At 73.0% G+C, this 23,181-nt stretch carries 25 protein-coding genes; 8 read left to right on the top strand and 17 right to left on the bottom strand.

The window, feature by feature from the left end:
• Positions 1 to 36 precede the first annotated feature (36 nt).
• The gene (locus tag ACZ6B8_RS21655; protein ID WP_471608215.1) at positions 37 to 594 is read right to left on the bottom strand and encodes a GNAT family N-acetyltransferase; all 558 of its coding nucleotides are present in this window, start codon (positions 592 to 594) and stop codon (positions 37 to 39) included.
• A 75-nt stretch (positions 595 to 669) separates the two neighbouring features.
• Positions 670 to 1,884: an FAD-dependent monooxygenase gene (locus ACZ6B8_RS21650; RefSeq protein ID WP_471608214.1), complete on the bottom strand. Its 1,215-nt coding sequence runs from the start codon at positions 1,882 to 1,884 to the stop codon at positions 670 to 672.
• Positions 1,885 to 2,096: 212 nt separating this feature from the next.
• Between ACZ6B8_RS21650 and ACZ6B8_RS21645 the strand changes: the two genes are divergently transcribed.
• Positions 2,097 to 2,690, top strand: a complete 594-nt coding sequence (locus ACZ6B8_RS21645; RefSeq protein WP_471608213.1) for a TetR/AcrR family transcriptional regulator — start codon at positions 2,097 to 2,099, stop codon at positions 2,688 to 2,690.
• Positions 2,691 to 2,752: 62 nt separating this feature from the next.
• Here ACZ6B8_RS21645 and ACZ6B8_RS21640 read toward each other — a convergent pair whose 3' ends face one another.
• A complete protein-coding gene (locus ACZ6B8_RS21640) occupies positions 2,753 to 3,154 on the bottom strand; it encodes a RidA family protein (RefSeq protein ID WP_471608212.1) in 402 nt (133 codons plus the stop codon).
• A 255-nt stretch (positions 3,155 to 3,409) separates the two neighbouring features.
• On the opposite strand from ACZ6B8_RS21640, the gene ACZ6B8_RS21635 reads away from it, so the two are divergent.
• Complete coding sequence (locus ACZ6B8_RS21635; protein WP_471082519.1) at positions 3,410 to 3,886, top strand: hypothetical protein; 477 nt, start codon at positions 3,410 to 3,412, stop codon at positions 3,884 to 3,886.
• Between the two features lie 58 nt (positions 3,887 to 3,944).
• On the opposite strand, the gene ACZ6B8_RS21630 is transcribed toward ACZ6B8_RS21635, so the two are convergent.
• The 7 genes from ACZ6B8_RS21630 to ACZ6B8_RS21600 form a co-directional block, all read right to left on the bottom strand.
• Positions 3,945 to 4,433, bottom strand: a complete 489-nt coding sequence (locus ACZ6B8_RS21630) for a hypothetical protein (protein WP_471082522.1) — start codon at positions 4,431 to 4,433, stop codon at positions 3,945 to 3,947.
• 220 nt (positions 4,434 to 4,653) lie between these two features.
• Entirely contained in the window at positions 4,654 to 5,337 is a 684-nt protein-coding gene (ung, locus tag ACZ6B8_RS21625; protein ID WP_471082525.1) for a uracil-DNA glycosylase, read from the bottom strand.
• Between the two features lie 114 nt (positions 5,338 to 5,451).
• Positions 5,452 to 7,059, bottom strand: coding sequence for an ABC transporter substrate-binding protein (locus tag ACZ6B8_RS21620; protein ID WP_471608211.1), 1,608 nt, complete (start codon positions 7,057 to 7,059; stop codon positions 5,452 to 5,454).
• A 137-nt stretch (positions 7,060 to 7,196) separates the two neighbouring features.
• The gene (locus ACZ6B8_RS21615) at positions 7,197 to 7,952 is read right to left on the bottom strand and encodes an SDR family oxidoreductase (protein WP_471608210.1); all 756 of its coding nucleotides are present in this window, start codon (positions 7,950 to 7,952) and stop codon (positions 7,197 to 7,199) included.
• Positions 7,953 to 7,977: 25 nt separating this feature from the next.
• The gene (fabG, locus tag ACZ6B8_RS21610; protein ID WP_471608209.1) at positions 7,978 to 8,739 is read right to left on the bottom strand and encodes a 3-oxoacyl-ACP reductase FabG; all 762 of its coding nucleotides are present in this window, start codon (positions 8,737 to 8,739) and stop codon (positions 7,978 to 7,980) included.
• Positions 8,740 to 8,887: 148 nt separating this feature from the next.
• Positions 8,888 to 9,286, bottom strand: a complete 399-nt coding sequence (locus tag ACZ6B8_RS21605; protein WP_471082537.1) for a DUF3037 domain-containing protein — start codon at positions 9,284 to 9,286, stop codon at positions 8,888 to 8,890.
• The gene (locus tag ACZ6B8_RS21600) at positions 9,283 to 10,107 is read right to left on the bottom strand and encodes a HipA family kinase (protein WP_471608208.1); all 825 of its coding nucleotides are present in this window, start codon (positions 10,105 to 10,107) and stop codon (positions 9,283 to 9,285) included. The genes ACZ6B8_RS21605 and ACZ6B8_RS21600 overlap by 4 nt, the downstream gene beginning before the upstream one ends.
• A 64-nt stretch (positions 10,108 to 10,171) precedes the next feature.
• Between ACZ6B8_RS21600 and ACZ6B8_RS21595 the strand changes: the two genes are divergently transcribed.
• Both ACZ6B8_RS21595 and ACZ6B8_RS21590 read left to right on the top strand, forming a co-directional pair.
• Positions 10,172 to 12,397: a S9 family peptidase gene (locus ACZ6B8_RS21595; RefSeq protein ID WP_471608207.1), complete on the top strand. Its 2,226-nt coding sequence runs from the start codon at positions 10,172 to 10,174 to the stop codon at positions 12,395 to 12,397.
• A gap of 32 nt (positions 12,398 to 12,429) precedes the next feature.
• Positions 12,430 to 12,885: a Rieske (2Fe-2S) protein gene (locus ACZ6B8_RS21590; protein ID WP_471608206.1), complete on the top strand. Its 456-nt coding sequence runs from the start codon at positions 12,430 to 12,432 to the stop codon at positions 12,883 to 12,885.
• Here the strand turns inward: ACZ6B8_RS21590 and ACZ6B8_RS21585 are convergent.
• A complete protein-coding gene (locus tag ACZ6B8_RS21585; RefSeq protein ID WP_471082550.1) occupies positions 12,882 to 13,526 on the bottom strand; it encodes a cysteine hydrolase family protein in 645 nt (214 codons plus the stop codon). The genes ACZ6B8_RS21590 and ACZ6B8_RS21585 overlap by 4 nt on opposite strands.
• Before the next feature lie 122 nt (positions 13,527 to 13,648).
• On the opposite strand from ACZ6B8_RS21585, the gene ACZ6B8_RS21580 reads away from it, so the two are divergent.
• Positions 13,649 to 14,134: a pyridoxamine 5'-phosphate oxidase family protein gene (locus ACZ6B8_RS21580; RefSeq protein WP_471082553.1), complete on the top strand. Its 486-nt coding sequence runs from the start codon at positions 13,649 to 13,651 to the stop codon at positions 14,132 to 14,134.
• A 57-nt stretch (positions 14,135 to 14,191) separates the two neighbouring features.
• Here ACZ6B8_RS21580 and ACZ6B8_RS21575 read toward each other — a convergent pair whose 3' ends face one another.
• Complete coding sequence (locus ACZ6B8_RS21575) at positions 14,192 to 15,094, bottom strand: LysR family transcriptional regulator (RefSeq protein WP_471082556.1); 903 nt, start codon at positions 15,092 to 15,094, stop codon at positions 14,192 to 14,194.
• Positions 15,095 to 15,168: 74 nt separating this feature from the next.
• Here ACZ6B8_RS21575 and ACZ6B8_RS21570 point away from each other — a divergent pair, with 74 nt between their 5' ends.
• Positions 15,169 to 16,206 carry a DMT family transporter gene (locus tag ACZ6B8_RS21570; protein ID WP_471608205.1) on the top strand — a complete coding sequence of 346 codons (1,038 nt, stop codon included), beginning with the start codon at positions 15,169 to 15,171 and terminating at the stop codon, positions 16,204 to 16,206.
• Here the strand turns inward: ACZ6B8_RS21570 and ACZ6B8_RS21565 are convergent.
• Entirely contained in the window at positions 16,197 to 17,528 is a 1,332-nt protein-coding gene (locus ACZ6B8_RS21565) for an aminotransferase class I/II-fold pyridoxal phosphate-dependent enzyme (RefSeq protein WP_471608204.1), read from the bottom strand. The genes ACZ6B8_RS21570 and ACZ6B8_RS21565 overlap by 10 nt on opposite strands.
• Positions 17,529 to 17,636: 108 nt before the next feature.
• On the opposite strand from ACZ6B8_RS21565, the gene ACZ6B8_RS21560 reads away from it, so the two are divergent.
• On the top strand, positions 17,637 to 18,353 hold the full coding sequence (locus tag ACZ6B8_RS21560; protein ID WP_471608203.1) for a pyridoxamine 5'-phosphate oxidase family protein: 717 nt from the start codon (positions 17,637 to 17,639) through the stop codon (positions 18,351 to 18,353).
• Between the two features lie 79 nt (positions 18,354 to 18,432).
• On the opposite strand, the gene ACZ6B8_RS21555 is transcribed toward ACZ6B8_RS21560, so the two are convergent.
• From ACZ6B8_RS21555 to ACZ6B8_RS21545, 3 genes are all read right to left on the bottom strand, one after another.
• A complete protein-coding gene (locus ACZ6B8_RS21555) occupies positions 18,433 to 19,398 on the bottom strand; it encodes a DMT family transporter (protein WP_471082567.1) in 966 nt (321 codons plus the stop codon).
• A gap of 271 nt (positions 19,399 to 19,669) precedes the next feature.
• Positions 19,670 to 20,680 (bottom strand): EamA family transporter, encoded by a 1,011-nt coding sequence (locus tag ACZ6B8_RS21550; RefSeq protein WP_471608202.1) that lies wholly within the window; start codon positions 20,678 to 20,680, stop codon positions 19,670 to 19,672.
• Between the two features lie 303 nt (positions 20,681 to 20,983).
• Positions 20,984 to 21,574, bottom strand: coding sequence for a peptidase (locus ACZ6B8_RS21545; RefSeq protein ID WP_471608201.1), 591 nt, complete (start codon positions 21,572 to 21,574; stop codon positions 20,984 to 20,986).
• Positions 21,575 to 21,784: 210 nt separating this feature from the next.
• Between ACZ6B8_RS21545 and ACZ6B8_RS21540 the strand changes: the two genes are divergently transcribed.
• Complete coding sequence (locus ACZ6B8_RS21540) at positions 21,785 to 21,973, top strand: hypothetical protein (protein ID WP_471082576.1); 189 nt, start codon at positions 21,785 to 21,787, stop codon at positions 21,971 to 21,973.
• Positions 21,974 to 22,081: 108 nt separating this feature from the next.
• On the opposite strand, the gene ACZ6B8_RS21535 is transcribed toward ACZ6B8_RS21540, so the two are convergent.
• Entirely contained in the window at positions 22,082 to 22,936 is an 855-nt protein-coding gene (locus ACZ6B8_RS21535) for a putative protein N(5)-glutamine methyltransferase (RefSeq protein ID WP_471608200.1), read from the bottom strand.
• Positions 22,937 to 23,181 lie beyond the last annotated feature (245 nt).

Genomic DNA, 23,181 nt, shown 5'->3' with positions numbered 1-23,181 from the left:
CCGGAGGGGCGGACCTGCTGCCCACAGGAGCAACGGCTACGCGTGGTTCGGTTGCCACTCCCGCCTGAGCAGCCCGAACACCCACGAGTCCGACACCTCGCCGTTCACGACGCAGTCCTCCCGCAACGTCCCTTCACGCACGAATCCGATCTTCTCCAGCACCCGGGCGGATGCCGCGTTGCGCGTATCGGTCTCGGCCTGGACCCGGTTCAGGTCCAGTGTGTCGAAGGCCCACCTCAGCAGGGCGTGCGCGGCCTCCGTCGCGTAGCCGTGACCCCACACCGTCTCGTCGAAGACGTAGCCCAGTGACGCGCTGCGGTACTCCGGGTCCCATTCGGTCAGACCGCACCAGCCGACGAACGCACCGTCACAGGCACGGTCGACGGCCACCCGCGCCCCGGAGCCTTCGTCCGCCATCTTCCGGGACATCGTGAGGAAACGCTCGGCACGGGCCCGGTCGGTCCATGGCGGGGAGTCCCAGTAGCGCATCACATGGGCGCTGCTGTGCAGCGCGTAGAGGTGGCTCGCGTCGGCGTCGGTGACGGGACGCAGTCGCAGGCGGTCCGTGTGCAGCACGGGGGTGGCCAGAGTCATGCGCGCCATCTTGTGTCCTCAGGGGGCGGCCGGACCACCGAATATCCGACTCTCCGGGGCGCGGGGACACCCCCCTCACACGCGGCCGCCATCTGAGGCGTCCGGCGCGTGCGAGGTGCAAGGGGCCTGCGGGGGACGCCAGTTCGTGATGGTGGAGAAGCTGCGCAGCACGGCGTCCGGGGCGATCCTCGCCGCCGTCGCGACGAAGGCGTTGCGTGCGGCGATCACCGGGGCCGCGGTGAGGTGCGTGACGCGGGCGGCACGCGCCGCCCGGCGGACGATGTCCGTGGTGCGCGGTACCCGTGCCGCGCTGTACGCCGCGAGCCCCGCGCCGAGGTCGGCGCCCGGGGCCGCGTGGTGGGCGAGGACGACGGCGTCCTCGATCGCCTGGTTGCCGCCCTGGCCGAGGCTCGGCGTCATGGCGTGCGCGGCGTCGCCGAGCAGGGCGACGCGGCCTCGGTGGTGCGCGGCGAGGGGCGTCGTGAGGTGACGGACGTCGTTGCGCAGGATGTCCTCGTCCCGCACGGCGGCGAGCAGCCGGGGGATCGGGTCGTGCCAGTCGCCGAACCGCCGCTCCAGTTCGGCCCTCTCGCTGTCGGGCGCCCTGCCGCCCGCGGGCAGCCGCGCGGTGCAGTACGCGTACACCCGGCCGTCCTTGAGCGGCTGGGTGCCCCACACGCCGCCGCGGCCCCACGTCTCGTGCGGCGCGAAGGGCTCGGCGGGGGCCGGCACGACGAACCGCCACGCGGTGAAGCCCGCGTACACGGGGCGCGGGTGGGCGGGGAAGAGGGCCGCGCGCACCGCGGAGTCGATGCCGTCGGCGCCCACCACGAGATCCGCCTCGATGTCGCCGTCATCGGTGCCGACCACGGCGCGCCGGGTGGCGGTGCCGGGGTCCGCGAGGCGGGCCCGGACGCCGGTGCGCAGCGCCTTCTCCGGCAGCGCGGAGACCAGCAGGTCGACGAGGGTGGCCCGGTGCAGCATCACCAGCGTGCCGCCGTGCGCCGCCTCGGCGCGGTCGGCGCGCGTGTGGACCAGCCAGCGGCCGTTCTGGGCCCGCATGCCGCCGTCGCCCTGCCAGGCGGCCAGGGCGCGCACCCGGTCGCCGAGGCCGAGGACGTCGAGGGCGCGCTGGCCGTTGGGCGCGAGCCCGATGCCGGAGCCCACCGGCTCCAGGGAGGCGGCGCGTTCGAGGACGGTGACGGACCATCCGGACGCGTGCAGGCCGATGGCCGCGGCGAGCCCGCCGATGCCGCCGCCGATGACGACCGCGTGGGGCTGCTGGTTCATGGCTCCTCCTCCAGGACGCCGCACACGGCCTCCGCGTGCGTTCCGCTCGCACCGGGTGCGTTCCGCTCGCGCCGGAGGCGCACGCAGCATCCGGCGTCGCCCGGCACCCTCAACGCGCTGCGCGAGCAGAGCACCGGGCCGGCCAACTACATCTGTAGTGAGCGATGAAACAACCGTACTACATCCGTAGTGAAGGAGGTAGGGTTCCTGCCATGTCCGCACGCAGCACGGGAGCCCCCCGCACCGAACTCATCGCCGACGCCGCCCTCGCCCTGCTCGCGGAGCGCGGCATGCGCGGCCTCACCCACCGCGCCGTCGACGAGGCGGCGGGGCTGCCGCAGGGCTCCACGTCCAACCACGCGCGCACCCGGCTCGCCCTCCTGGAGGCGGCGGTACGGCGTCTGGCCGAACGCGAGGCGGAGGTGCTGAACCCCGCCGAGATGCCGGCCCCGGCGGCCGGCCGCGACCAACTGGCCGCCGGCCTGGCCCTCGCCCTGCACCGCTATCTGACCGGCGACCACCGCCGCCTTCTCGTGGCGCGCTACGAACTGGCACTGGAGGCGACCCGCAGGCCGGAGTTGCGCGCCTACTACGACGCGGCGGGCGCCCAGTTCAGGCAGCCTCTGGAGGCCCTGCTGCGGGCAGCGGGCTCAGCCACCCCCGAGCTGCACACGCTCTCACTGGTCGCGTGGTGCGACGGCTTGATGTTCTCGTGCGTGGCCGGGTCGTACCACTCCACGGTGCCGACGCGGGAGGAGCTCCAGCGGGGCGTGGGCGAGCTGCTCCGGGGCATGCTGGACGCCTGAGCCCCACCGCGCTGGGCCCGTACAAGGCGGTGGTCGCTGTGGCACCTGCGAGGAGGAGAACCTCAAGCGGGCAGTTTCGTGTCGATGACGAAGCTGATTTCGATGACCTGGCCGGGCAGGGTCAGTTCAGTGACGCCCAAGACCGTGCTGGCCGGGCGGTGGTCGCCGAAGTACCCCAGGTTGCCCTCCGCCGCCGCCGCGGCATTCTGCCGCAGGTTCACGACGTACAGGGTCTGCGAGACGATCTGGTTCCGGGTGGCGCCGTAGTGGTCCAGGACCTTGTCCATGTTGGCGTAGGTCTGTTCGAGCTGGGCGGCGAAGTCGCCCGCGTGGAGGAACTCGCCTGCCTCATCGAACGAGAGCTGTCCGGAGACGTGGATCAGCTCGCCGGACTTGATCGCCTGTGAGTATCCGAAGTCGCTCTCGGCCGGCACGTCGTAGGTGAAGCCATCAAAGGCGGCCATGGTGCTCACCCTCCCGGTTCGCTCTCTTGTAGTTACTCGGGAACTTTAGGAGAGTGAAGGCTGACCTGGAAGAACGCACTTCTCGGTAACTGAGGAACCTGATGGTGACCAAGTCACTCCTCAAGGGCCTGCCCGAGGAGGCCGACCTGCGGCGCGCCGGCCCGGGTCCACTCCGTCCTCCCCGCCCTCACCCGTGCGGGGCAACCTCACGTTCTTCGTACGCCAACGCAGGCCGGACACAGCAGAGTTGCGCGGGTGCATCGATCGACCACCACCGCGCTCCTCGTCTCCGTCGCCGTCACGGCCACCGTCTCGGCCGCCGTCTCCGGGTGTGTGAGCGTCGAGCGCCCGACGGGATCGGGGGCCACCGCCTCACCGCCCGCGCCCCGCGCCGACGGACGCAGCCGCCCGCGTGTGGTGCAGGCCCCGGCCCGCGAGGCCCTGGAGCGTATGGACCCGCCCCGGAGCCCCGCCCACCGCACCGCCACCCCCGAGGCCGCACCGGCGGCCCAGGCCCCCACCTCCGACCACCACCCGCCACCCCCGGCGCCGGTACCCGCCCCGGTGCGCAAGCCCCCGGCGCCCCGGCCGGACGCGGGCGCCACCCGCCCCGCACCGAGTACGGCCCCCGCCGTATCGGGCGCCGACGTGTGCGCGCTCGGCGAGGCATACGGGAACTGGCACCCCGACAGCCCGCAGGCCGTCATCTGCCGGAAGGCATACGGGCATTGAGCCGAGCGGCCATCGGCGGGGCGCCCCTCCCCGCACCCGGCCGCCCCCGCTCCCGCCCCTACTCCTCCTCGCTGCCCTCCCCCACCTCACCCTCCAGGCGCGCGATGGCCTGCTTGACGCCCTGTCCGTACCCGTCGTCCTCCAGCGCGCCCACGGCGCCCCGCGCCCGGCGCAGGTGGCTGCGGGCCGCCGCCGGGCGGCCGAGCTTCACGTAGTCGGCGGCGAGGTTGAGGTGCAGGGAGGGGTAGAACCCGCGCACCGCGAGGGACCCGTGGTGCTCGGTGAGCCGCGCGTCGGTGAGCTCGTCGGCCGCCGACAACGCCCGCAGGTCCCACGCCAGTTCGTCGGAGGGGTCGACCTGGGTGTCCGCCATGTAGTGCGCGAGCGTGCAGCGGTGCAGCGGGTCGCCGTCCTCGCCGATCTCCCCCCACAGGCCGAGGAAGCGGTCCTGCGCCTCCTCGCGGTCGCCGCCGTGGTGCAGCATGACCGCCTGCCCGATGCGGGTCATCATCGCGTCTTCCGCCGTGTGCTCCTGCTGCTCCGTCACCGGGTCCTCCGTGGTCGTACGGCCGTCGCCCCCATCCCTCACGACGCTAGCCGCCCCGCCCGGCAATCACGGTCAGGCTCGTTCGGCGGCCGGGGCGCTCACGCGCGGCGCTGGGCCAGGGCGGTGACGGTCGCGGCCGGCTCGGCGCGGCATCCGGGCGGCCCTGGCACCTCCGCGCCGAGGGTGAGACGGAGGATCTCGCGCACGCCGCCCGGACGGATCAGCCGAGGTCCGGGATCCGCCAGTCGATCGGCTCGTGCCCCTGCGCGGCGACGGCGTCGTTGATCTGCGTGAAGGGGCGCGAGCCGAAGAACCTCTTGGCGGAGAGCGGCGAGGGGTGCGCGCCCTTCACCACGATGTGCCGCTCCTCGTCGATGAGCGGGAGCTTCTTCTGCGCGTAGTTCCCCCACAGCACGAAGACGGCCGGGTCGGGGCGGTCGGCCACCGACCGGATCACCGCGTCGGTGAACTTCTCCCAGCCCTTGCCCTTGTGGGAGTTGGCCTCGCCCTCGCGGACCGTGAGCACCGCGTTCAGCAGGAGGACGCCCTGCTCGGCCCATGGCATCAGATAGCCGTTGTCCGGCACGGGGTGGCCCAGCTCCTCCCTCATCTCCTTGTAGATGTTCCGCAGCGAGGGCGGCGTCTTCACGCCGGGGCGCACGGAGAAGCAGAGGCCGTGCCCCTGGCCCGCGCCGTGGTACGGGTCCTGGCCGAGGACCAGGACCTTCACGCGGTCGTACGGCGTCGCGTCGAGGGCGGCGAAGACCTCCTCGCGCGGAGGGTAGACAGGGCCCTTCGCCCGCTCCTCCTCGACGAAGTCGGTGAGCTCCTTGAAGTAGGGCTTCTGCAGCTCTTCGCCGAGGACTCCGCGCCAGGACGCGGGCAGCATGGCGATGTCGGTCACGTCAACAACCTCCGGGGTGCGATCACTTCTCATCCCAGAACCTACCGGCGCCCACTGACAACCGACCCCTGTCACCCGGCCCCGCCCCGTGCCACCCCGCCACGAGCCGTCCCGCTACCAGCTGGTCTTGCGCTGCAGCTCCCACATCATCATGATCGCCGAGGGGTCGAGGGCGCGCTCGCCGCCCGCGATCTCCTCGCTGGAGAGGATGTACTGCTTGCCCTGCCAGAGCGGCAGCAGCCTGACGTCGTCGACGAGGACCTCCTGCGCCCGCTCGAACTGGTCGACCACCGCGCTCCGGTCGGCCTCCCTGCGCTCGCGCGGCAGCACCTCGTCGGTGATCTCCTTGGACGGATAGGGCGTGTTGAGGACGTTCTTCGGGCCCACGAACGGCGTGATGAAGTTGTCCGCGTCGGGGAAGTCGGGGAACCAGCCGCGGCCGAAGACCGGGTACTCGCCCTTGCTGTATCCCTCCTGGAACTGCGTCCAGGGGCGGCTCTTGAGCGTGATCTCGAACAGGCCCGAGCTCTCCAGCTGCCGCTTGATCTCGGCGAACTCCGGCTCGGTCGCCGAGCCGTAGCGGTCGGTGGTGTACCAGAGGGTGAGCGGCACCGGCTGATGGATGCCGGCGTCGTTCAGGATCTTCTTCGCCTTGGCGGCGCTGGGGTTGCCGTACTTGTCGAAGAACCCGGTGGCGTGCCCCGTGAGCCCGCGCGGGACCATCGAGTACAGCGGTTCGACGGTGTCCTTGTAGATCTTGTGGGCGATGGCGCCGCGGTCCAGGACCTGCGCGAAGGCCCGCCGGACGGGCAGCTTCCGCGCCCAGGGGTCCTTGGTGTTGAACACCAGGTAGCGGATCTCCGTGCCCGAGCCCTCGACGAGCTCGATGTCCTGTTCGCGGCTGCCCCGGCCCTGCATGTCGACGATGTCCTCGGAGGCGAGGCCGCGGAAGGTCACGTCGATCTGCTTGTTCTTCAGGGCGTCGATCATGGCCGACGACTTCTGGAAGTAGCGGATGGTGACGGCGTCGTTCTTGATGTCCGCCGCGCCCTCGTAGTGGTCGTTCCTGACCAGCTCGGCCTTGTCGTTCGCGGAGTACGACTGGAGGGTGTACGGGCCGGAACCGGTGATCTCGTCGCCCTCGCGGAGCTTGTCCGCGGGGTACTCGCCCGGGTCGACGATCGACATGGCCGGCGTCGCGAGCACGAACGGGAACGTCGCGTCCGCCTTCTTGAGGCGGAAGACGACGGTCCGGTCGCCCTTGGTCTCGACCTTGTCGAGCGAGCCGAGCAGGCCGGTCGGTCCGCCCTTGGCCGCGATGGTCCGCATCCGGTCGAAGGAGTACTTCACGGCCGCCGCGTCCAGCTTGTCCCCGTCGGAGAAGGTCAGGCCCTCGCGCAGCTCGCAGACGAAGACCGTGCTGGTGGCGTCCTTGAACTCGCAGGACTCCGCCGCGTCCGGCTCGGGCTCGGTGGCCCCCGAGGGGAAGCTCAGAAGGGTCTGGAAGACGTTCCTGTACAGCTCCCAGGAGCTGTCCCAGGCCTTGGCCGGGTCCAGGGTGCTGGGCGCGCTCATCGTGCCGACGGTGATCTGTTCCTCGTCGTCCGATCCTCCGGAGGACAGCACACCGCAACCGGCCAGCAGGGATATGGACGCGATCGCCGCCACCGGTCGCAGACCTCTGGTCCGCCTGGCTGCGGGAACTTCACTGAACACGCGCACGCTCCTCGATCGGCCATGCCATGGAATCGGGAGACAATATCGCAGTGCCCCGCCGGCCCAACTGTGGACGCCGACAGGGCACTTGATGTGGCTGTACGTCACCGAAAGCGGCGTACTGGCCGGGTGTGGGGCCTTCGTCAGCCGACGCCCGCATTGAGGAAGATGCCGCCATCGACCACGAGTGTCTGGCCCGTGATCCAGTCGGACTGGACGGAGGTGAGGAACGCCGCGGCGCCCCCGATGTCCTCCGGCACACCGAGCCGGCCGAGCGGGTAGGCGGCGGCCGCCTCCTCCTCGCGGCCCTCGTAGAGCGCCTGGGCGAACTTGGTCTTGACCACCGCGGGCGCGATGGCGTTCACGCGCACCTTCGGCGCGAACTCGTGCGCCAGCTGGAGGGTGAGGTTGACCATGGCGGCCTTGCTCATGCCGTACGCGCCGATGAACGGCGAGGGGGCGACGCCGGCGACGGAGGCGATGTTGACGATCGCGCCGCCGTTCTCGCTCTGCCAGGCCCTCCAGGTCTGCTGGGCGAAGCCGAGCGCCGAGATGACGTTGGTCTCGTACACCTTGCGGGCCACGTTCAGGTCGAGGTCGGCCATCGGGCCGAAGACCGGGTTGGTGCCCGCGTTGTTGACCAGGAAGTCGACCCGGCCGAACGCCTCCATCGTGCGCTCTACGGCGACGGCCTGGTGGGCCTCGTCGTGCGCCTTGCCCGCGACCCCGATGACCCGCTCGGCGCCGAGCTTCTCGACGGCCTCCTTGAGCGCGTCCTCGTTGCGCCCGGTGATGCAGACCCGGTCGCCGCGGGCGACCAGCGCCTCGGCGACGCCGTATCCGATGCCGCGGCTCGCACCCGTGATGAGCGCGACCTTCCCACTGTCCTGCACAGCCATGATCTTCGCCTTCCAGCCTTCCGGATCAGTTGAGCGGGCCGCCGGCGACGTACATGACCTGCCCGGAGACGAAGCCCGCCGCGTCGCCCGTGAAGAAGGCGATGGCGTTGGCGATGTCCTCGGGGCGGCCGACGCGCTGCACGGGGATCTGGGTCGCGGCCGCGGCCTGGAAGTCCTCGAAGCCCATGCCGACGCGCTCCGCGGTGGCCTTCGTCATCTCGGTGACGATGAAGCCGGGGGCGACGGAGTTGGCGGTGACGCCGAACTTGCCGAGTTCCTTGGCGAGGGTCTTGGTGAAGCCCTGCAGACCGGCCTTGGCGGCGGCGTAGTTGACCTGGCCGCGGTTGCCGAGCGCGGAGGACGAGGAGAGGTTCACGATGCGGCCGAACTGGGCGTCCACCATGTGCTTCTGGCACGCCTTGGACATCAGGAAGGCGCCGCGCAGGTGCACGTTCATGACCGTGTCCCAGTCGCTCGCGCTCATCTTGAAGAGGAGGTTGTCGCGAAGCACACCGGCGTTGTTGACGAGGATGGTGGGCGCGCCGAGCTCCTCGGCGATACGGGCGACGGCCGCTTCGACCTGGGCCTCGTCGGACACGTCGCAGCCGACGGCGATCGCCTTGCCGCCGGCCGCGGTGATCTGCGCGACGGTGTCCTTGCAGGCGGCCTCGTCGAGGTCGATGACGGCCACGGCACGGCCCTCGGCGGCGATCCGTACGGCGGTCGCTGCGCCGATGCCTCGCGCCGCGCCGGTCACGACAGCGACGCGCTGCTCTGTGGTGGACATGCTGGTTCTCCTCGCCCTTGGATACGGCTCTTGGGGTGCGGCCCACGGTACGCCCCGATGGTGAGCGACCGCTTAGTACCTTCAGCTGGACGAGACGCTAGAAGCCCTGGCACCGGGTGTCAACGGCCCACCGGACAGGTGTGACGCTTTACCTCACGAGCAGGTCGAGGAGACGGTCGACCTCCGCACCGGGATCCGCCGTCAGGCCGGTGTGCACGGGGCCGGGCTGCACCACCGTGGAGCGCGGCGCGATCAGCCAGCGGAAGCGCCGCCCGGCGTCGTCCCCGGCCGCCTGTCCCGCGGCCTCGCCGCCCGCGCAGATCCGCTCGACGGCGCCGAGCGCGGCCCGGATCCCGGCCACGTCGGCCGCCGGGTCGAGGGCGCGCAGTCTGGCCTCGTCGAGGTGGGTGCGGGCGGCCACGAAGGAGTGGGCGCGGCAGTAGACCACGACCCCCGCGTTGATCTGTTCGCCGCGCTCCACGCGGGGCACGACACGCACCAGCGCGTACTCGAAGACGTCCCGTGCGGGCGTGGTCTGCTCGGTCACTTGGCGCCGTCCTTCGGCTCGGTCTTCCGCTCGGTCCGTGTCCCGGCTCCGGGCCCGCTCTTCGGCAGGGTGATCCGCTCGTGGACGGTCCCGGCGCGCGGCAGCAGGGCCGCCACGTAGGCGCGGCGCACGTCGTCCGGCGTGTCGAAGCCGGGCTCGTCGGTCAGCCACGGCGTGGGCACCTCGGCCACGACCTCGGTGAGCAGTTCCTCGGTGACGAGCGGGGCGAGCTCGGCCGCGGCGGCCTCGATGTCGGGCCCGTAGGGGGCCAGAACGTGGTCCGACGCGTCGTACGGCCGGGCGGCGGCGGTTTCGGCGGTGCGCCAGTTGTGGTGCCAGATCATGCTCGCCCCGTGGTCGATGAGCCACAGGTCGCCGTGCAGGCGCAGCAGGTTGGGGTTGCGCCAGGAGCGGTCCACGTTGTTGATCAGGGCGTCGAACCAGACGATCCGGCCGGCTTCGGCCGGGCCGACGTCGAAGGCGAGCGGATCGAAGCCGAGCGCACCCGACAGGAAGTCCATCCCGAGGTTGAGGCCGCCGCTCGCCTTGAGGAGTTCCTGCACGCGTTCGTCGGGCTCCCCGAGCCCGAGGACCGGGTCGAGCCGGATCCCCACGAGCCGCGGCACCCGCAGACCGAGCCTGCGGGCGAGTTCGCCGCAGACGACCTCCGCGACGAGCGTCTTGCGTCCCTGTCCCGCGCCGGTGAACTTGATGACGTACGTCCCGTACGTGCCGTGGTCGTCGGCCTCGATGACCCCGGGCAGCGAGCCGCCCTCCCGCAGGGGCGTGATGTAGCGGACCGCGGTGACTTCGCTGAGCATCGCCCCAGATTACTGCGGGTTCCGCCCTGTTCGATCACGTGTGGGGCTGCCTACAGTGCCCGCCATGGACGCTTCCGATCTTCCTCGCCAGTTCGCGCGCACGCGCCGCTTCTCGTTGGGCGTGCCGCGCGGCTTCACGGTCTCCCGGGACGGCGCCCGCGTACTGTTCCTGCGGTCGACCGCGGGGGACGACCCGGTGGCCCGGCTGTGGTTGTACGAGGACGGGGCCGAACGCCTGCTGGCCGACCCGCTGGCGCTGGGCGCGACGGGGCCGGTGCCCGAGGCGGAGCGCGTTCGCAGGGAGCGGGCGCGGGAGGTGTCACAAGGAGTCGCGTCCTTCGCGACCGACCCGCACGCGCGCGTGGTGGCGTTCGCGCTGGGCGGCGCGCTGTGGGTGGTGGACACCGGCGGCGGGGCGCCGCGCCGGATCCGCACGGCGGGCCCGGTGGTCGACCCGCGTCCTTCGCCGGACGGGTCGCTGGTCGCGTACGTCTGTGCGGGCGCCCTGCGGGTGGTCGGCGTGGACGGCACGGGGGACCGGGCGCTCGCGGAGCCCGAGAGCGGGGAGGTCACATACGGGCTCGCCGACCATGTGGCCGCCGAGTCGATGGGCAGGTCGCGCGGCTTCTGGTGGTCTCCCGAGAGCGACGCGCTGCTGGTGGCGCGGGTGGACGTGACGCCGGTCCAGGTCTGGTGGCTGTCGGATCCGGCCCGGCCGCAGTCGCCGCCGCGGGCGGTCCGCTATCCGGCGGCGGGCACCACCAACGCCGAGACGTCGCTGCACATCGTGCGTACGGCGGGCACCGGCGCCGGCGCCCGGGTCCGGGTCGACCTTCCGCAGCGCGCGGCGGGGCACGGCGCCGAGGCGCCGCCGGACAACGCCTGGACGGACGGCGCCTTCGACTACGTCCCGACCGCCGAATGGGACGGCCACGGGCCGCTGATCACGGTGCAGACCCGCGACCAGCGCACGATCCACGTCCTAGCGGTCGACCCGGAGACAGGCGGGACCCGGCGGTGCGGGCACCGGCACGACCCCGCCTGGCTGGAGTTGCTGCCCGGCACGCCCGTACGCCTGGGAAGCGGTGGTCTGGTGCTGCCGCGGAACGTGGCGGGCGGCACGCGCGGGCTGCGGGCCGGCGAGACGGAGACGCCCGGCGGTCTGCAGATACGTGAGGTGCTCGCCGTCACGGACGAACGCCTGTGGTTCACCGCGTCGACCGAGCCCACCGAGGTCCATGTCTGGTCGCTCGACCTGAGGCCCGGGGCATCGGCGACCAGGACCCCGCGACGGATCAGTGAGGGGCCCGGCGTGCACACGGCGGCCGTCGGGGGCGGCACCGTGGTCCTGGACAGCAGGACTCCCGAGGGGCAGACGGTGACCGTGCTGCGCGAGGGCGAGCCCGTCGGACGGATCGCCGTGCACGCCGAGGAACCGGTCGTGGTCCCGCGCCCCCGCCACCTCACCCTCGGCGAGCGGGAGTTGCGCAGCGCCCTGTACCTGCCGTCCTGGTACGAGCCGGGTGCCGGGTCGCTGCCCGTGCTGCTCTCCCCCTACGGAGGCCCGGGGTTGCAGATCGTGGTGCACGCGCGCGCGTGGTGGACGGTCGTGGCCCAGTGGTTCGCCGAGCAGGGGTACGCGGTGCTCGTCACGGACGGGCGCGGTACGCCGGGGCGAGGTGCCGACTGGGAGACGTCCGTGCACGGCGACCAGTTGACGCCCGTGCTCGACGACCAGGTGGCCGCGCTGCACGCCGCCGCGGAGCTGTACCCCGACCTGGACCTGACGCGGGTGGGCATCCGCGGGTGGTCGTTCGGCGGGTATCTGGCGGCAGGCGCGGTGCTGCACCGGCCCGACGTCTTCCACGCGGCGGTGGCGGGCGCGGCCCCCTCGGACCTGCGGCTCTACGACACGCACTGGAAGGAGCGCTACCTCGGCCATCCCGACGTGCGGGCGGACGCGTACGAGAGGTGCTCGCTGGTCGCGCACGCGCACCGGCTGAGCAGGCCGCTGATGCTGGTGCACGGCCTGTCCGACGACAACGTCCTCCCCGTCCACATGCTGCGCCTCTCCTCGGCGCTGCTGGCCGCCGGACGCCCGCACACCGTGCTGCCGCTGTCCGGCGCGGGCCACCTGGTGAGCGGCGAGGACCAGGCGGCGAACCTGCTCCGCCTCGAACGGCATTTCCTGGACGCGCAGCTGGCGCCGACCAGGCCTTCGGCCGACGCTCCGGCTCCCGGCCGTCCGTCCATCCCCACTCCTGCGGACGCAAAAACGTTGAGCGGCTGAACATCGCGGCCCGCGGCCGCGTACCCATGGCCATGACGACTTCCGAAGAGACGGCCTGCGGGCCCTGTCGCCGTACCGTCGTGGCCACGCTCGGCGCCGCGGGGTTCGCCGCCGCCCTCACGGCCTGTGGAGCAGGCGACGACAAGGACTCGTCCGAACCCGCGGGCGCGCGGGAACCGGACGGCGACGGGGCCGCCGAAGGGTCCGTGCTCGCCGCGGCGTCGGACATTCCGGTGGGTGGCGGCAAGATCTTCAAGGACGCGGGCGTGGTGGTCACCCAGCCCACCAAGGGCACGTTCAAGGCGTTCTCGAACCGGTGCACCCACAAGGGCTGCCCGGTGTCGAGCGTCTCGGAGGGCACCGTCAACTGCCCCTGCCACGGCAGCAAGTTCGACGTGGCGGACGGCAGCGTGCAGGGCGGACCCGCGCCGAAGCCGCTGCCCGCCGCGCGGATCACCGTGGCGGGGGGCTCCATCAAGCTGGCCTAACCGGTCCGGCCCGGGCGCTTCCAGGCGCCCAGCACCTCCTCGGTGGTGATGACGGTGGCGACGAGCGCGAGGGTGTGGCGGATCATCACGGGCGTGTAGTCGGCGGGGACACCGGCGATGGCGTCGGACGGCACGACGGCGGTGTAGCCGAGGTTCACGGCGTCGAACACGGCGTTCGGGATCGCCACGTTGGCGGACACCCCGGTGACCAGCAGGGTGCGGCAGCCGAGGTTGCGCAGCAGCGGGTCGACATCGGTGCCCGCGACGGGTGAGAGGCCGTGCAGACGGCGTACGACGAAGTCCTCGTCGGCCACTTCGATCGGCGGGGCGATCCGGACGGCCGCGGTGCCCGAGAGCTGCTGCACGGGCAGCCGTCCGGCGGCGCGGAAGAGGCGGGCGTTGTGGTTGGCGCCCCGCCCGTCGGGCCGCCGTTCGGCGACCGCGTGCAGGACCTGGACGCCGCTCCGGTGGGCCGCGGCCACCAGGCGTGCGACGTTGCCGAGCGCACCCGACGACCGTGCCTCCGCGGCGAGTTCGGGCAGGGCGCTCTCGGTGCCGACGACGCCCTGTTGGCACTCGACGGTCAGCAGGGCCGTGGTGGCGGGGTCGAGGAGTTCCCTGAGCTGTTCGTAGGACGGCATGGCTCCTCCTGGTCGCGGAATCCGCGCGAGGCTAACGGCCATTGCGTCACGAAGGAAGAGCCCCCATTCTTTTCTGACGCACAGTCAGCACACCTGGTGACACTGGCACTTGGGAGGAACACATGGCCGTCACGCAGCGCCGGGGCCGAAGGATCATGATGACACCGGAGGAACTCGACGCGTTCCTGACCTCGGAACGCACCTGCCGGGTGGCGACCGTGTCCGCGGACGGCGCCCCGCACGTCAGCACCCTGTGGTTCGCGTGGGACGGCACCTCGATGTGGCTGTACTCCGTCACCCGCAGCAAGCGCTGGTCCGACCTGCGCAAGGATCCGCGGATCGCGGTGGTGGTCGACACCGGCGAGGAGTACGGGGAACTGCGCGGAGTGGAGCTCTCGGGCACGGTGGACTTCGTCGGCGAGGCACCGCGTACGGGCCGGCCGTGCCCCGAACTCGACGCCCCGGAGCGGCTGTTCGCCCAGAAGGTCTTCGGCCTGACCGAGATGCCGCACGACGGCCGGCACGCGTGGGTCCGGCTGACACCGGACGCCGTCGCGTCGTGGGACTTCCGGAAACTGGCCGCCATCGGGCGCGGAGGAACGACCTGAGGCGCACTCCAGCGCAGCCGCCCTTCCCGGCCCCCTCCCCCGCCGATCCTCCGCCGGCTACCGCAACCCGGCCCCCGCCCCTCTGAGCGCCTCCGCCGCCGCCCTGATCGACGGGCGGCGGTCCGCGTCCGCGCGCCACACCACGTACACATGCCGCCGCACCCGGTGCCGCACCGGGACCGTGCGGACGCCCGCCGGCATCGGGTCGCGGCCCAGCTGTGGTGCCACGCACACGCCCAATCCGGCCGCCACCAGGGCGAGTTGCGTGTGGTGCTCCTCCGCGCGGTGTGCGACACGCGGTTCGATGCCCTTGCCGCGCAGCGTGAACATCAGCCACTCGTGGCAGAACTCGCCCTCGGCCCAGGTGATCCAGTCGTCGTCCGCGAACTCCTCCAGGTCCACCTCCGCGCGGTCGGCGAGCGGGTGCGCGGCGGGCATCGCCACGTCCGCGGGGTCGTCGAGGAGGGGCTCCTTGACGAGTCCGTCCGGGATCGGCATTGGTTTGTTGTACCAGTCGAGGACGATCGCCATGTCGATGTCGCCGCGCACCACGGCGGCGACGCCCGGGGTCGGCTCCATCTCGTGGCAGCTCACCCGCAGCCCGGGGTGCTCGGCGCGCAGCGCGGACAGCGTGGCGGGCATCAGGCCGCGCATGGCCGTGGGGAACGCGGAGATCCGCAGCTCGCCGACCGCCTTGCCGCGCTGCTCCTCGAGGTCCGCCTGGGCCAGCTCGACCTGCGAGAGGATCCGTGCCGCGTGCTCGGCGAGCAGCCGCCCGGCGTCGGTGAGCCGCACTCCCCTGCCGTTCTTCGCGAGGAGTTGCTGCCCCACCTCGCGCTCCAGCTTCGTCATCTGCTGGGAGACCGCGGACGTCGTGACGTGCAGGCCCGCGGCCGCGCCGCCGACGGAACCGTGCCGGGCGAGGGCGTCGAGCGTACGCAGCCGCTCCAGATTCAACATGTAAGCGATGCTACGCGATACCGCGCACGGAATCTCGCTTGTGCTACGAGATCGCCGGGGTCCATCGTGACCGCATGAGCACCGCGCCCTCGCCGTCCCGATCGCCCCATGCCGCAGCCGCCGACGCCTCCTCGACGCCCGCGCCCCCGGCCTCCCGCACCCCCGAGCCCCCTCCTGCCCCCTCCGCCTCCTCCGCCCTCGACTGGCGCATCCGCTTCGGCGCCCTCTCCTTGATCTGGGGCTTCAGCTTCCTGCTGATCAAGGTGGGCACCGAGGGGTACGCACCCTTCCAGCTCACCCTGGGGAGGCTGGCGTTCGGCACCGTCGTGATCGTCGCCGTGCTCGCGGTGAAGCGGCAGCGCCTGCCGCGCGACGTGCGGACCTGGCTGCACCTGACGGTGGCGGCCCTCCTGCTCAATGCCCTGCCGTTCTCGCTGTTCGCGTACGCGGAGCTCAGCATCCCGTCGACGCTCGCCGGGATCTGCAACGCGACGTCGCCGCTGTGGGGCATGGCGCTCTCCCTCGTCGCGCTCTCCGAGGACCGGCCGTCCCGGCGCCGCGTCGCGGGCCTCGGCATCGGATTCCTCGGGGTGCTCACGGTGCTCGGCGCCTGGCAGGGCTTCAGCGGCCTTGACCTGCGGGGTACGGCGCTCGCCCTGCTCGCCTCGCTCAGCTACCCGGTCGGCTGGATCTACGTGCGCCGCACGCTGGCCGGCTCCGGACACTCCAGCCTGACGCTGGCCGGTGCCCAGCTCCTCGTCGCGACCGTCGAACTGGCCGTGGTGACCCCGCTGTTCACGAGTTTCCCGACGCACCTCCCCGTGGTGCCGCTGCTGGCGATCGCGGCGCTGGGCGCCCTCGGCACCGGCGTCGCCTTCCTCCTGCAGTACGCGCTGGTCGCCGAGGTCGGCCCGACCACCGCCCAGATGGTCACGTACTTCGTCCCGGTCATCGCGACCGCGGCGGGCGTCGCCGTGCTCGGCGAGTCGCTGAGCTGGTCCACGCCGGTGGGCGCGGTCATCGTCCTGGCGGGCGCGGCGCTCACTCAGTCCAGGCCGCGGGCACGCGCCGAGGCGGCACCGACCGCCCCCGCGGCACCCCGTCAGTCGTAGCGGCGCGCCGGAGCGGGACCGGTGGCGGAGGCGACGGCGTCCGCCACCGCGATGATGTCGTCGTCGCCGAGCGCCGCCACGGTGATCCGCACCCCGGGCGGCGTATCGAGCCGGAATCGCGCCCCCGGAGCCACGGCCCAGCCGGCGTGCAGAAGCCGCGCGACCGCCCCCGTCTCGTCGGGCACGGGCACCCATACGTTCATGCCACTGCGTCCGTACGCGACCACGCCCCGCTCGGCGAGCGCGGCGATCAACGCGTCCCTGCGCCGCGCGTAGGACGCCGCCACCACGCGGGCGTCGACCGCGCCCTCGGCCCAGAGCCGCGCCACGGCACGCTGCTGCAGCCGGCTCACCCAGCCGGGGCCGAGCCGCTGGCGCCCCTGCACCCGGTCCACGGTGACGGGGTCGCCGGTCAGGACGGCGAGCCGCAGGTCGGGGCCGTACGCCTTGGCGGTCGAGCGGGTGAGGGCCCAGCTGCGGGTCGACCCGGCCAGCGGGTGCAACGGCAGGTCGACGATGCCGTGGCCGTGGTCGTCCTCGATGAGCAGCACGTCCGCGTGCGCGCCGAACACCTCGCGCAGGGCCCGCGCGCGCGGCGCGGTGACGGCGGCACCCGTGGGGTTCTGCGCGCGGTCCGTCACGATGGCCGCCCGCGCGCCGGAGGCCAGCGCCCGCTCCAGGTCGGCGGGCAGCGGCCCCTCGTCGTCCACGCCCACCGGGACCGGACGCAGCCCCAGTGCGGGGACCAGGTCGAGCAGGCTGCCCCAGCCCGGATCCTCCAGGGCCACCGCGTCGCCGGGCCTGAGGTGGGCGGCAAGCACCCGCTCGATGGCGTCGAGCGAGCCGGAGGTGACGGCGAGGGGCGCGCGGGGCACCCCGTCGGCGTCGAAGGCGGCTCGCGCGTGGCGTTCGAGCTCCGGGTCCACCGCGGCCTCTCCGTAGAGGACGGGGTGCCGGTCGGCCTGGGCCGCGGCGGCCGTGAAGGCGGCGGTGAGCGGGGGCAGGAGCTCCGGGTCCGGATTGCCCTGGGAGACGTTGCGCACCCCGGGTGGCGCGTCCACCCTGATCAGCTCGCGCGTGGTGGTGGCGGGCTTCGGGCGCACACGGCTGCCGCGCCGCCCGGCGGTCTCGATGACGCCCCGCTCACGCAGGGTGCGGTAGGCGGCCGCCACGGTATTGGGATTCACGCCGAGCCGGGCCGCCAACTCCCGTATGGGCGGCAGCAGTTGGCCCGGTTCGAGACCGCCTTCACCCACGGCCCGCTCGACGCTGGCCGCAATCTCGGCTGCGCGCCGACCTTCGATCCGATACTCTCCTAGCACAAAGCAGATTATGCACTAATGCAATAGCTCCCGCAACCGGCAGCAGTACCGCCGCGCGGGAGCGACGGCTTCAGCAGCAGCACGACGTACCAGTACAGGGAGAGCACCATGCAGACGTCGACGCCGAGCAGCACCGCCCCCGGGCCGGAGGACAGCGCCGCTTACCCGCCCACCGACCGCACCGTCCCCACCCGCTCGCGGGAGCGCGCCGCGTACGACCACGCGTCGGTGCACGCGATACTCGACGAGGCCTACGTCTGCCACCTCGGGTTCGTGCGTGACGGCGCCCCTGTCGTGCTGCCGACGCTCTACGCACGGGTGGGCGACCATCTCTACGTGCACGGCTCGACGGGATCCCGGCCCCTGCGGATGGCGGGCTCCGCCTCCGCCGTGGAGCAGGAGGACCCGGGCCTCCAGGTGTGTCTGACGGTCACCCACGTCGACGGCCTGGTGCTCGCCCGCTCCGCCTTCCACCACTCCATCAACTACCGCTCCGTCGTGGTCCACGGCACCGCCCACCAGGTCACGGACCCGGAGGAGAAGCGGGCCGCCCTCGACGCCCTGGTCGACCACGTCGTGCCGGGCCGCTCGGCCGACTCGCGCCCGGCCGACGCCAAGGAACTCGCGGCCACCGCCGTCCTGCGCCTCGACCTCGCCGAGGTCTCCGCGAAGACGCGCGCCGGCGGCCCGAACGACGAGCCGGAGGACATGGACCTCCCGCACTGGGCCGGCGTGGTCCCCCTCCGCAAGGGTTACGACGCCCTGATCCCGTCGGAGGACCTCGCGCCGGACATCGACGTACCGGCCTACCTGACCGGGCGGTGACACCGGCCGGCTCCCGGAGGAACCGCGCCCTCGCGCCGTCACACCGTCGCGAGCGGGCGCGGTCCCGCCTCCCCCTCCTCTACGCGGGCGCGATCCCCCGCCGCTGGGCCACCGCGTCCCGCGTCTCCGCGACCGCGAGGCCCGTCACCGCGGCCAGCATCAGCGCGGTGCCGGCCACGGTCGCCGCCGTCAGCGCCTCACCGAGCAGGGCGACCGCGATGACCGCCGCTCCCACGGGTTCGAGGAGCATGATCACGGAGACGGTCGCGGAGCGCACGACGGCGGCCCCGGCGAAGTACAGCGCGTAGGCGACCGCCGTGGGCACGGCGGCGATGTACAGCAAGTAGCCGCCCACCCGCAGGGGTTCGGCGGTGTGCGGCAGCAGCCCCTCGACCGCGGCGAGCGGCAGCAGGCAGAGCGAGACGACGGCGAACACCCAGACCGTGGTGTCGGACGAGTCGGCCCCGCCGGCTCGCCCCCACCGCCGCGTGAGCAGCGTCATCGCGGCGTACGCGGCGGCGGAGAGAAGCCCCCAGACCACGCCCACCGGCCGCACGGTCGCGCCCGCCCCGCCGTCGCCGCCCCCGAGCACCAGCACGACGAGGCCGGCGAGGGCGCCCACGACGGCGAAGGCACCGCCGCCCCCGAGCCGCTCCCCCAGCGTCAGCCGCGCGCCGAGTGCGATGAGGACGGGACCCGATCCCATCGTGACGACGGTGCCGACCGCGAGGCCGGTCGCCTCGACGGACGCGAAGTAGGCGGTCTGGAACACCGCGAGGGCCACGCCGGTCACGAGGACCTGGCGCACCCGACCCGCCGCCGCGCCCGGCTTCGCCCGCCCGGGCCGGCCTCGTCGCCCGGCCGCGCGGGCCGCGAGCAGCAGCACGAACCCGCCCGCGCACCGCCAGAAGGAGAGGCTCACCGGCCCCATGTCGCTGGCCCCGAAGACCAGCGCGGCCGCGGCACCCGCGGTGCCCCAGGCGGTTCCGGCGACGATCAGGTAGAGCAGCCCCCGCCCGACGGACGGACCGGGCGTGACGGGCACGCCGGGTGAGGCGGATGGGACGGAAGAGATGGAAGGGACGGCTGAGACAGCTGTATCGGCAGCTGTAGCGGCAGGCGAGCCGACGGGCATGCCGGACGTGCTCGGCAGATGTGACACGTGAGTTCTCCGCAGCAGAGAGGGATGACTGGCTCCGTCTGCGGGCAGCACCGTTCCGCCCCGGCCGGCACAGGCCCGGGCGAGATCCGTGAGCGCCCCGCGCTAAGCGGCGGGGGGCGGAAGAACGAGTGCGCGCGAATGCATGTCCGGCACCCTAGGCCGGGCCCCCGCTGCGCGACAACTCCGTTTCGGACTCCGGGACCACGCCCGGCACGACCGGTTCGGACGGCGCCGAGGACTGGGCGATGAACGCGCCCACGAGCACGATCGCGCCGCCGACGACCTGTGGCGCGGAGAGGTGCTCGCCGAGGACGACCCAGGCGAGCGCCGTCGCGATGACCGCTTCCAGACAGGCGACGACACCGGCCACCTGGGGCGAGAGCCTGCGGACGGACAGCACACCGGTGACGTACGCGACGACCGTCGCGATCAGCACGATCCAGGCGATCAGCGCCCAGGCGGGAACGGACGAGCCGTCCAGGTCCGCGTCGCCCGCGAGCACCGACCAGTCCATGCCCCACGGCCGGGCGACGACGGTCAGCACGGCGGTGCCGACGAGCAGCCCGTACGCGATGACGCCGAGCGGATCCGGGGCGTCCGCACCCGCGTCGCTGCCCTGGTCGGAGAGGACGAAGTAGCCGACCTGGCAACAGGCGGCACCGAGCGCGAGCAGCAGCCCGACGGCGTCGAAGCTCAGCCCCGACCACACCTCGACGACACAGGCGAGCCCACCGACCGCGAGCACCACACCGAGCGCGGCGGACCGGGTGACGGGGCGGCGCTGCACGAAGCGCACCCAGCCGAGGACGAGCGCGGGGGCGAGGTATTCGATCAGCAGCGCGACGCCGACGGGGATACGGGAGAGGGCCGCGAAGTAGCAGGCCTGGACGCCCGCGACGGCGAGGAGGCCGAACCCGACGAGGAGCGCGGGCCTGCTCCGCACCAACCCGCGGTGGCGCCAGGCCACGGGCAGCATGACCAGGGCGGCGCCCGCCACCCGCAGCCACACCACGTGGAGCGGGTCGAGCCCCGCCTCGATCAGCGGTTTCGCCGCGACACCGGAGCCGCCGAAGGCCACCGCCGACACCAGGGCCAGCACGAGGCCGACGCCCCTGCCGCCCTCGCCCCGGCCACCGCTCCGGTCACCCGCATCGCCCTGGACCATGCGGCCGTCCCGGCTGCCGTGGCCACCCCGATCGCCGTGGCCCCCGAGGCTCGTCCGGCTCTGCTGTATCCCGTCAGACGCTTGCACCGGCACATCATGGCAGGCGGCGTCATGACCGTCACCCCGCCAGACCCCTGTCTCACGGTGCGGACGCCACAGAGCCCCGCACCGGATATCGGCACACAGGAATGGGGCCCCCACCTCTGGTCTTCCCCTGCCTCACCGCAGTGCCCCGGCACGCAAGAAAGGCCCCTCACCAGGGCCGCCCCGCATCCATGCCGGTGCCGCGTACCGCGGCCGCGCTCAGCGGCCGGTGTCCCACCCCTCGGGCTCCGCCCGCCCGCCGGCGAACCCATGGCCGCCGGACGCGTACTGCCGGCAGCCCGCCTCGATGCGGCGCAGCAGCACGTCGACGTCGACCCGGGCCCGGCCGAGGACCTCGACGGCGCGGCAGTCGGGGTCGGCGACGAGGCCGGCGAGCAGGTCCATGCCGAGCGCCCGCGACTCGCCGCGCAGTTCGGCCCGTTCCAGGGCCACGTCCATCGCCGTACCGGCCGCGGGCGACCAGCCAGCCTCCGCTACGGAGGACACCACCGGCACCGCGCCGGAGTCCTCCACGGTCCCCTGCCACCGCAGGCCGTAGCCGATACTGCGCTGCACGAGGTAGCCGAGGACCCGCACCGCCTGCGCGCCGCTCTCGAAGACGGCGCGCACCTCGGGGTCGGTCTCCATCAGGGAGTGCAGCAGGTGCGCGGTGTCGATCTGCCGGTCCCCGTCCCGCAACGCGCGCCGGCGCGCGCCGGCCAGGACGGACGCCAGCTCCGCGCTGAGTCTGGAGTCGGGTTCTGCTCGGGTCGGGCCGGGTTCGGCGCCGGGCGGGGTACGGCTTTGCACTCTTCCACCTCATCAACCCCTGGCGGCATATGCATCGGCGGCGGGAAGCATCTTGGCGTCCGACACAGGTTGGGGAAGCCCGCGTTGGTTGTCCTCCTTACGGATGAGATCCGACCTGTTGCCTCCTCCGGGGCGCGCGCCCTTCTGCCGCGCGCCGCCCCGCTCCACATCGGTCCGCAACCACGGCCCGGCGCCACACGTCTCACTGGCATGGGGCACAGGTGCTGGATGGTCGCCCTGCCGGCGGTCGACGGCAGGAGTTACGTCTACCGGGTGTACGCACCCGACGACGCGCTGCCCGCCGACCTGTTCTGGGAGGCCTGGCACTGCCACGACGAGAGTCCGTACCCCCGGGCGTCGGACCTTTTCGACGCGGCGGTGATACGACGGGTCGGCTGAGGCGTGCCGAGGGCGTGCCGAGGGCGTGCCGGATGAGGCGTGCCAGGTCAGCGTGTCGGCCTGTCCGCCGTGCAGCCCTCGGACCTCCAAGCCTGAGGCCCAAGAACCTCAGGCGCTCCGCGTCCCGATGACCACGGTGGCGTACAGCTCCTCGTCTTCGACGACGCGAGCCGCGAGACCGGCCCGTTCGACGGCGTCGACGGCGGCGGGCACCTGCTGCTCGCTCGTCTCGAAGAGCAGGTGGCCGCCGGGAGCGAGCCACTCGGGCGCCTCCCGGGTCACCCGGCGCAGCACGTCGAGCCCGTCCGCCCCGCCGTCGAGCGCCACCCGCGCCTCGTGGACACGGGCCTCGGCGGGCAGCAGTCCGACCTCTCCGGTCGGCACGTAGGGGACGTTGGCGAGCAGGATGCCGACGCGGCCGCGGAGGGCGTCGGGCAGCGGGGCGTAGAGGTCGCCCTCGTGGACCTCGCCCCCGGCAGCGGCGACATTGCGGCGGGCGCAGCGGACCGCCGCCGGGTCGATGTCCGCCGCGTGCAGCTCGACCGGGCCGAGGCAGGCGGCGAGCGCGGCGCCGAGCGCACCCGATCCGCAGCACAGGTCGACGACGACGGGTTCGCGCCCGGCGAGCGCGACGGCCCGGCCGACGAGGAACTCGGTGCGGCGGCGCGGCACGAAGACCCCCGGGTCCACGGCGATCCGCAGTCCGCGGAACTCCGCCCATCCCAGGACGTGTTCGAGCGGGAGGCCGCCCGCGCGGCGCTCGACCATGGCGGCAAGCTCGGCCTGTGTACGGGCGGCGGAGAGAAGCAACTCGGCCTCGTCCTCGGCGAAGACGCAGCCCGCGGCGCGCAGCGTGCCGACGACGGAGGAACGGTCCGCCGGGGAGAAGCGGTCTGCCGATGAGGAGGAGTTGGGGGAGCTGGGGGAGGCGGGGTGCGCCGAAGAGAAAGCTGGAACCGACATGCGAAGAAAAACCTTTCGGGATCCCGACGGGGCTCCCTCGGTCACCTATGCCGGGTGAACCACGCGGTCGCGAAGGGGGAGCACCCGACCTGTCACTGCGGTAATGGGTCTCACCTCCAAAGCGCGCCGCCTGCGTCCCTCACAGGGCATCAGCACACTACCCCATGACCCACAGGCCGCCCGAGGCCCTGCGCCACCGCTCCGGACTGCTCCCATCGGTCGCCGGCCCACGCCCCGGCAAACCT

The sequence above is a fragment of the Streptomyces sp. NPDC041122 genome, from assembly GCF_055592445.1.
Note: the sequence above shows the minus strand (reverse complement) of the source record. Positions and strands in the feature narration are given on the sequence as shown.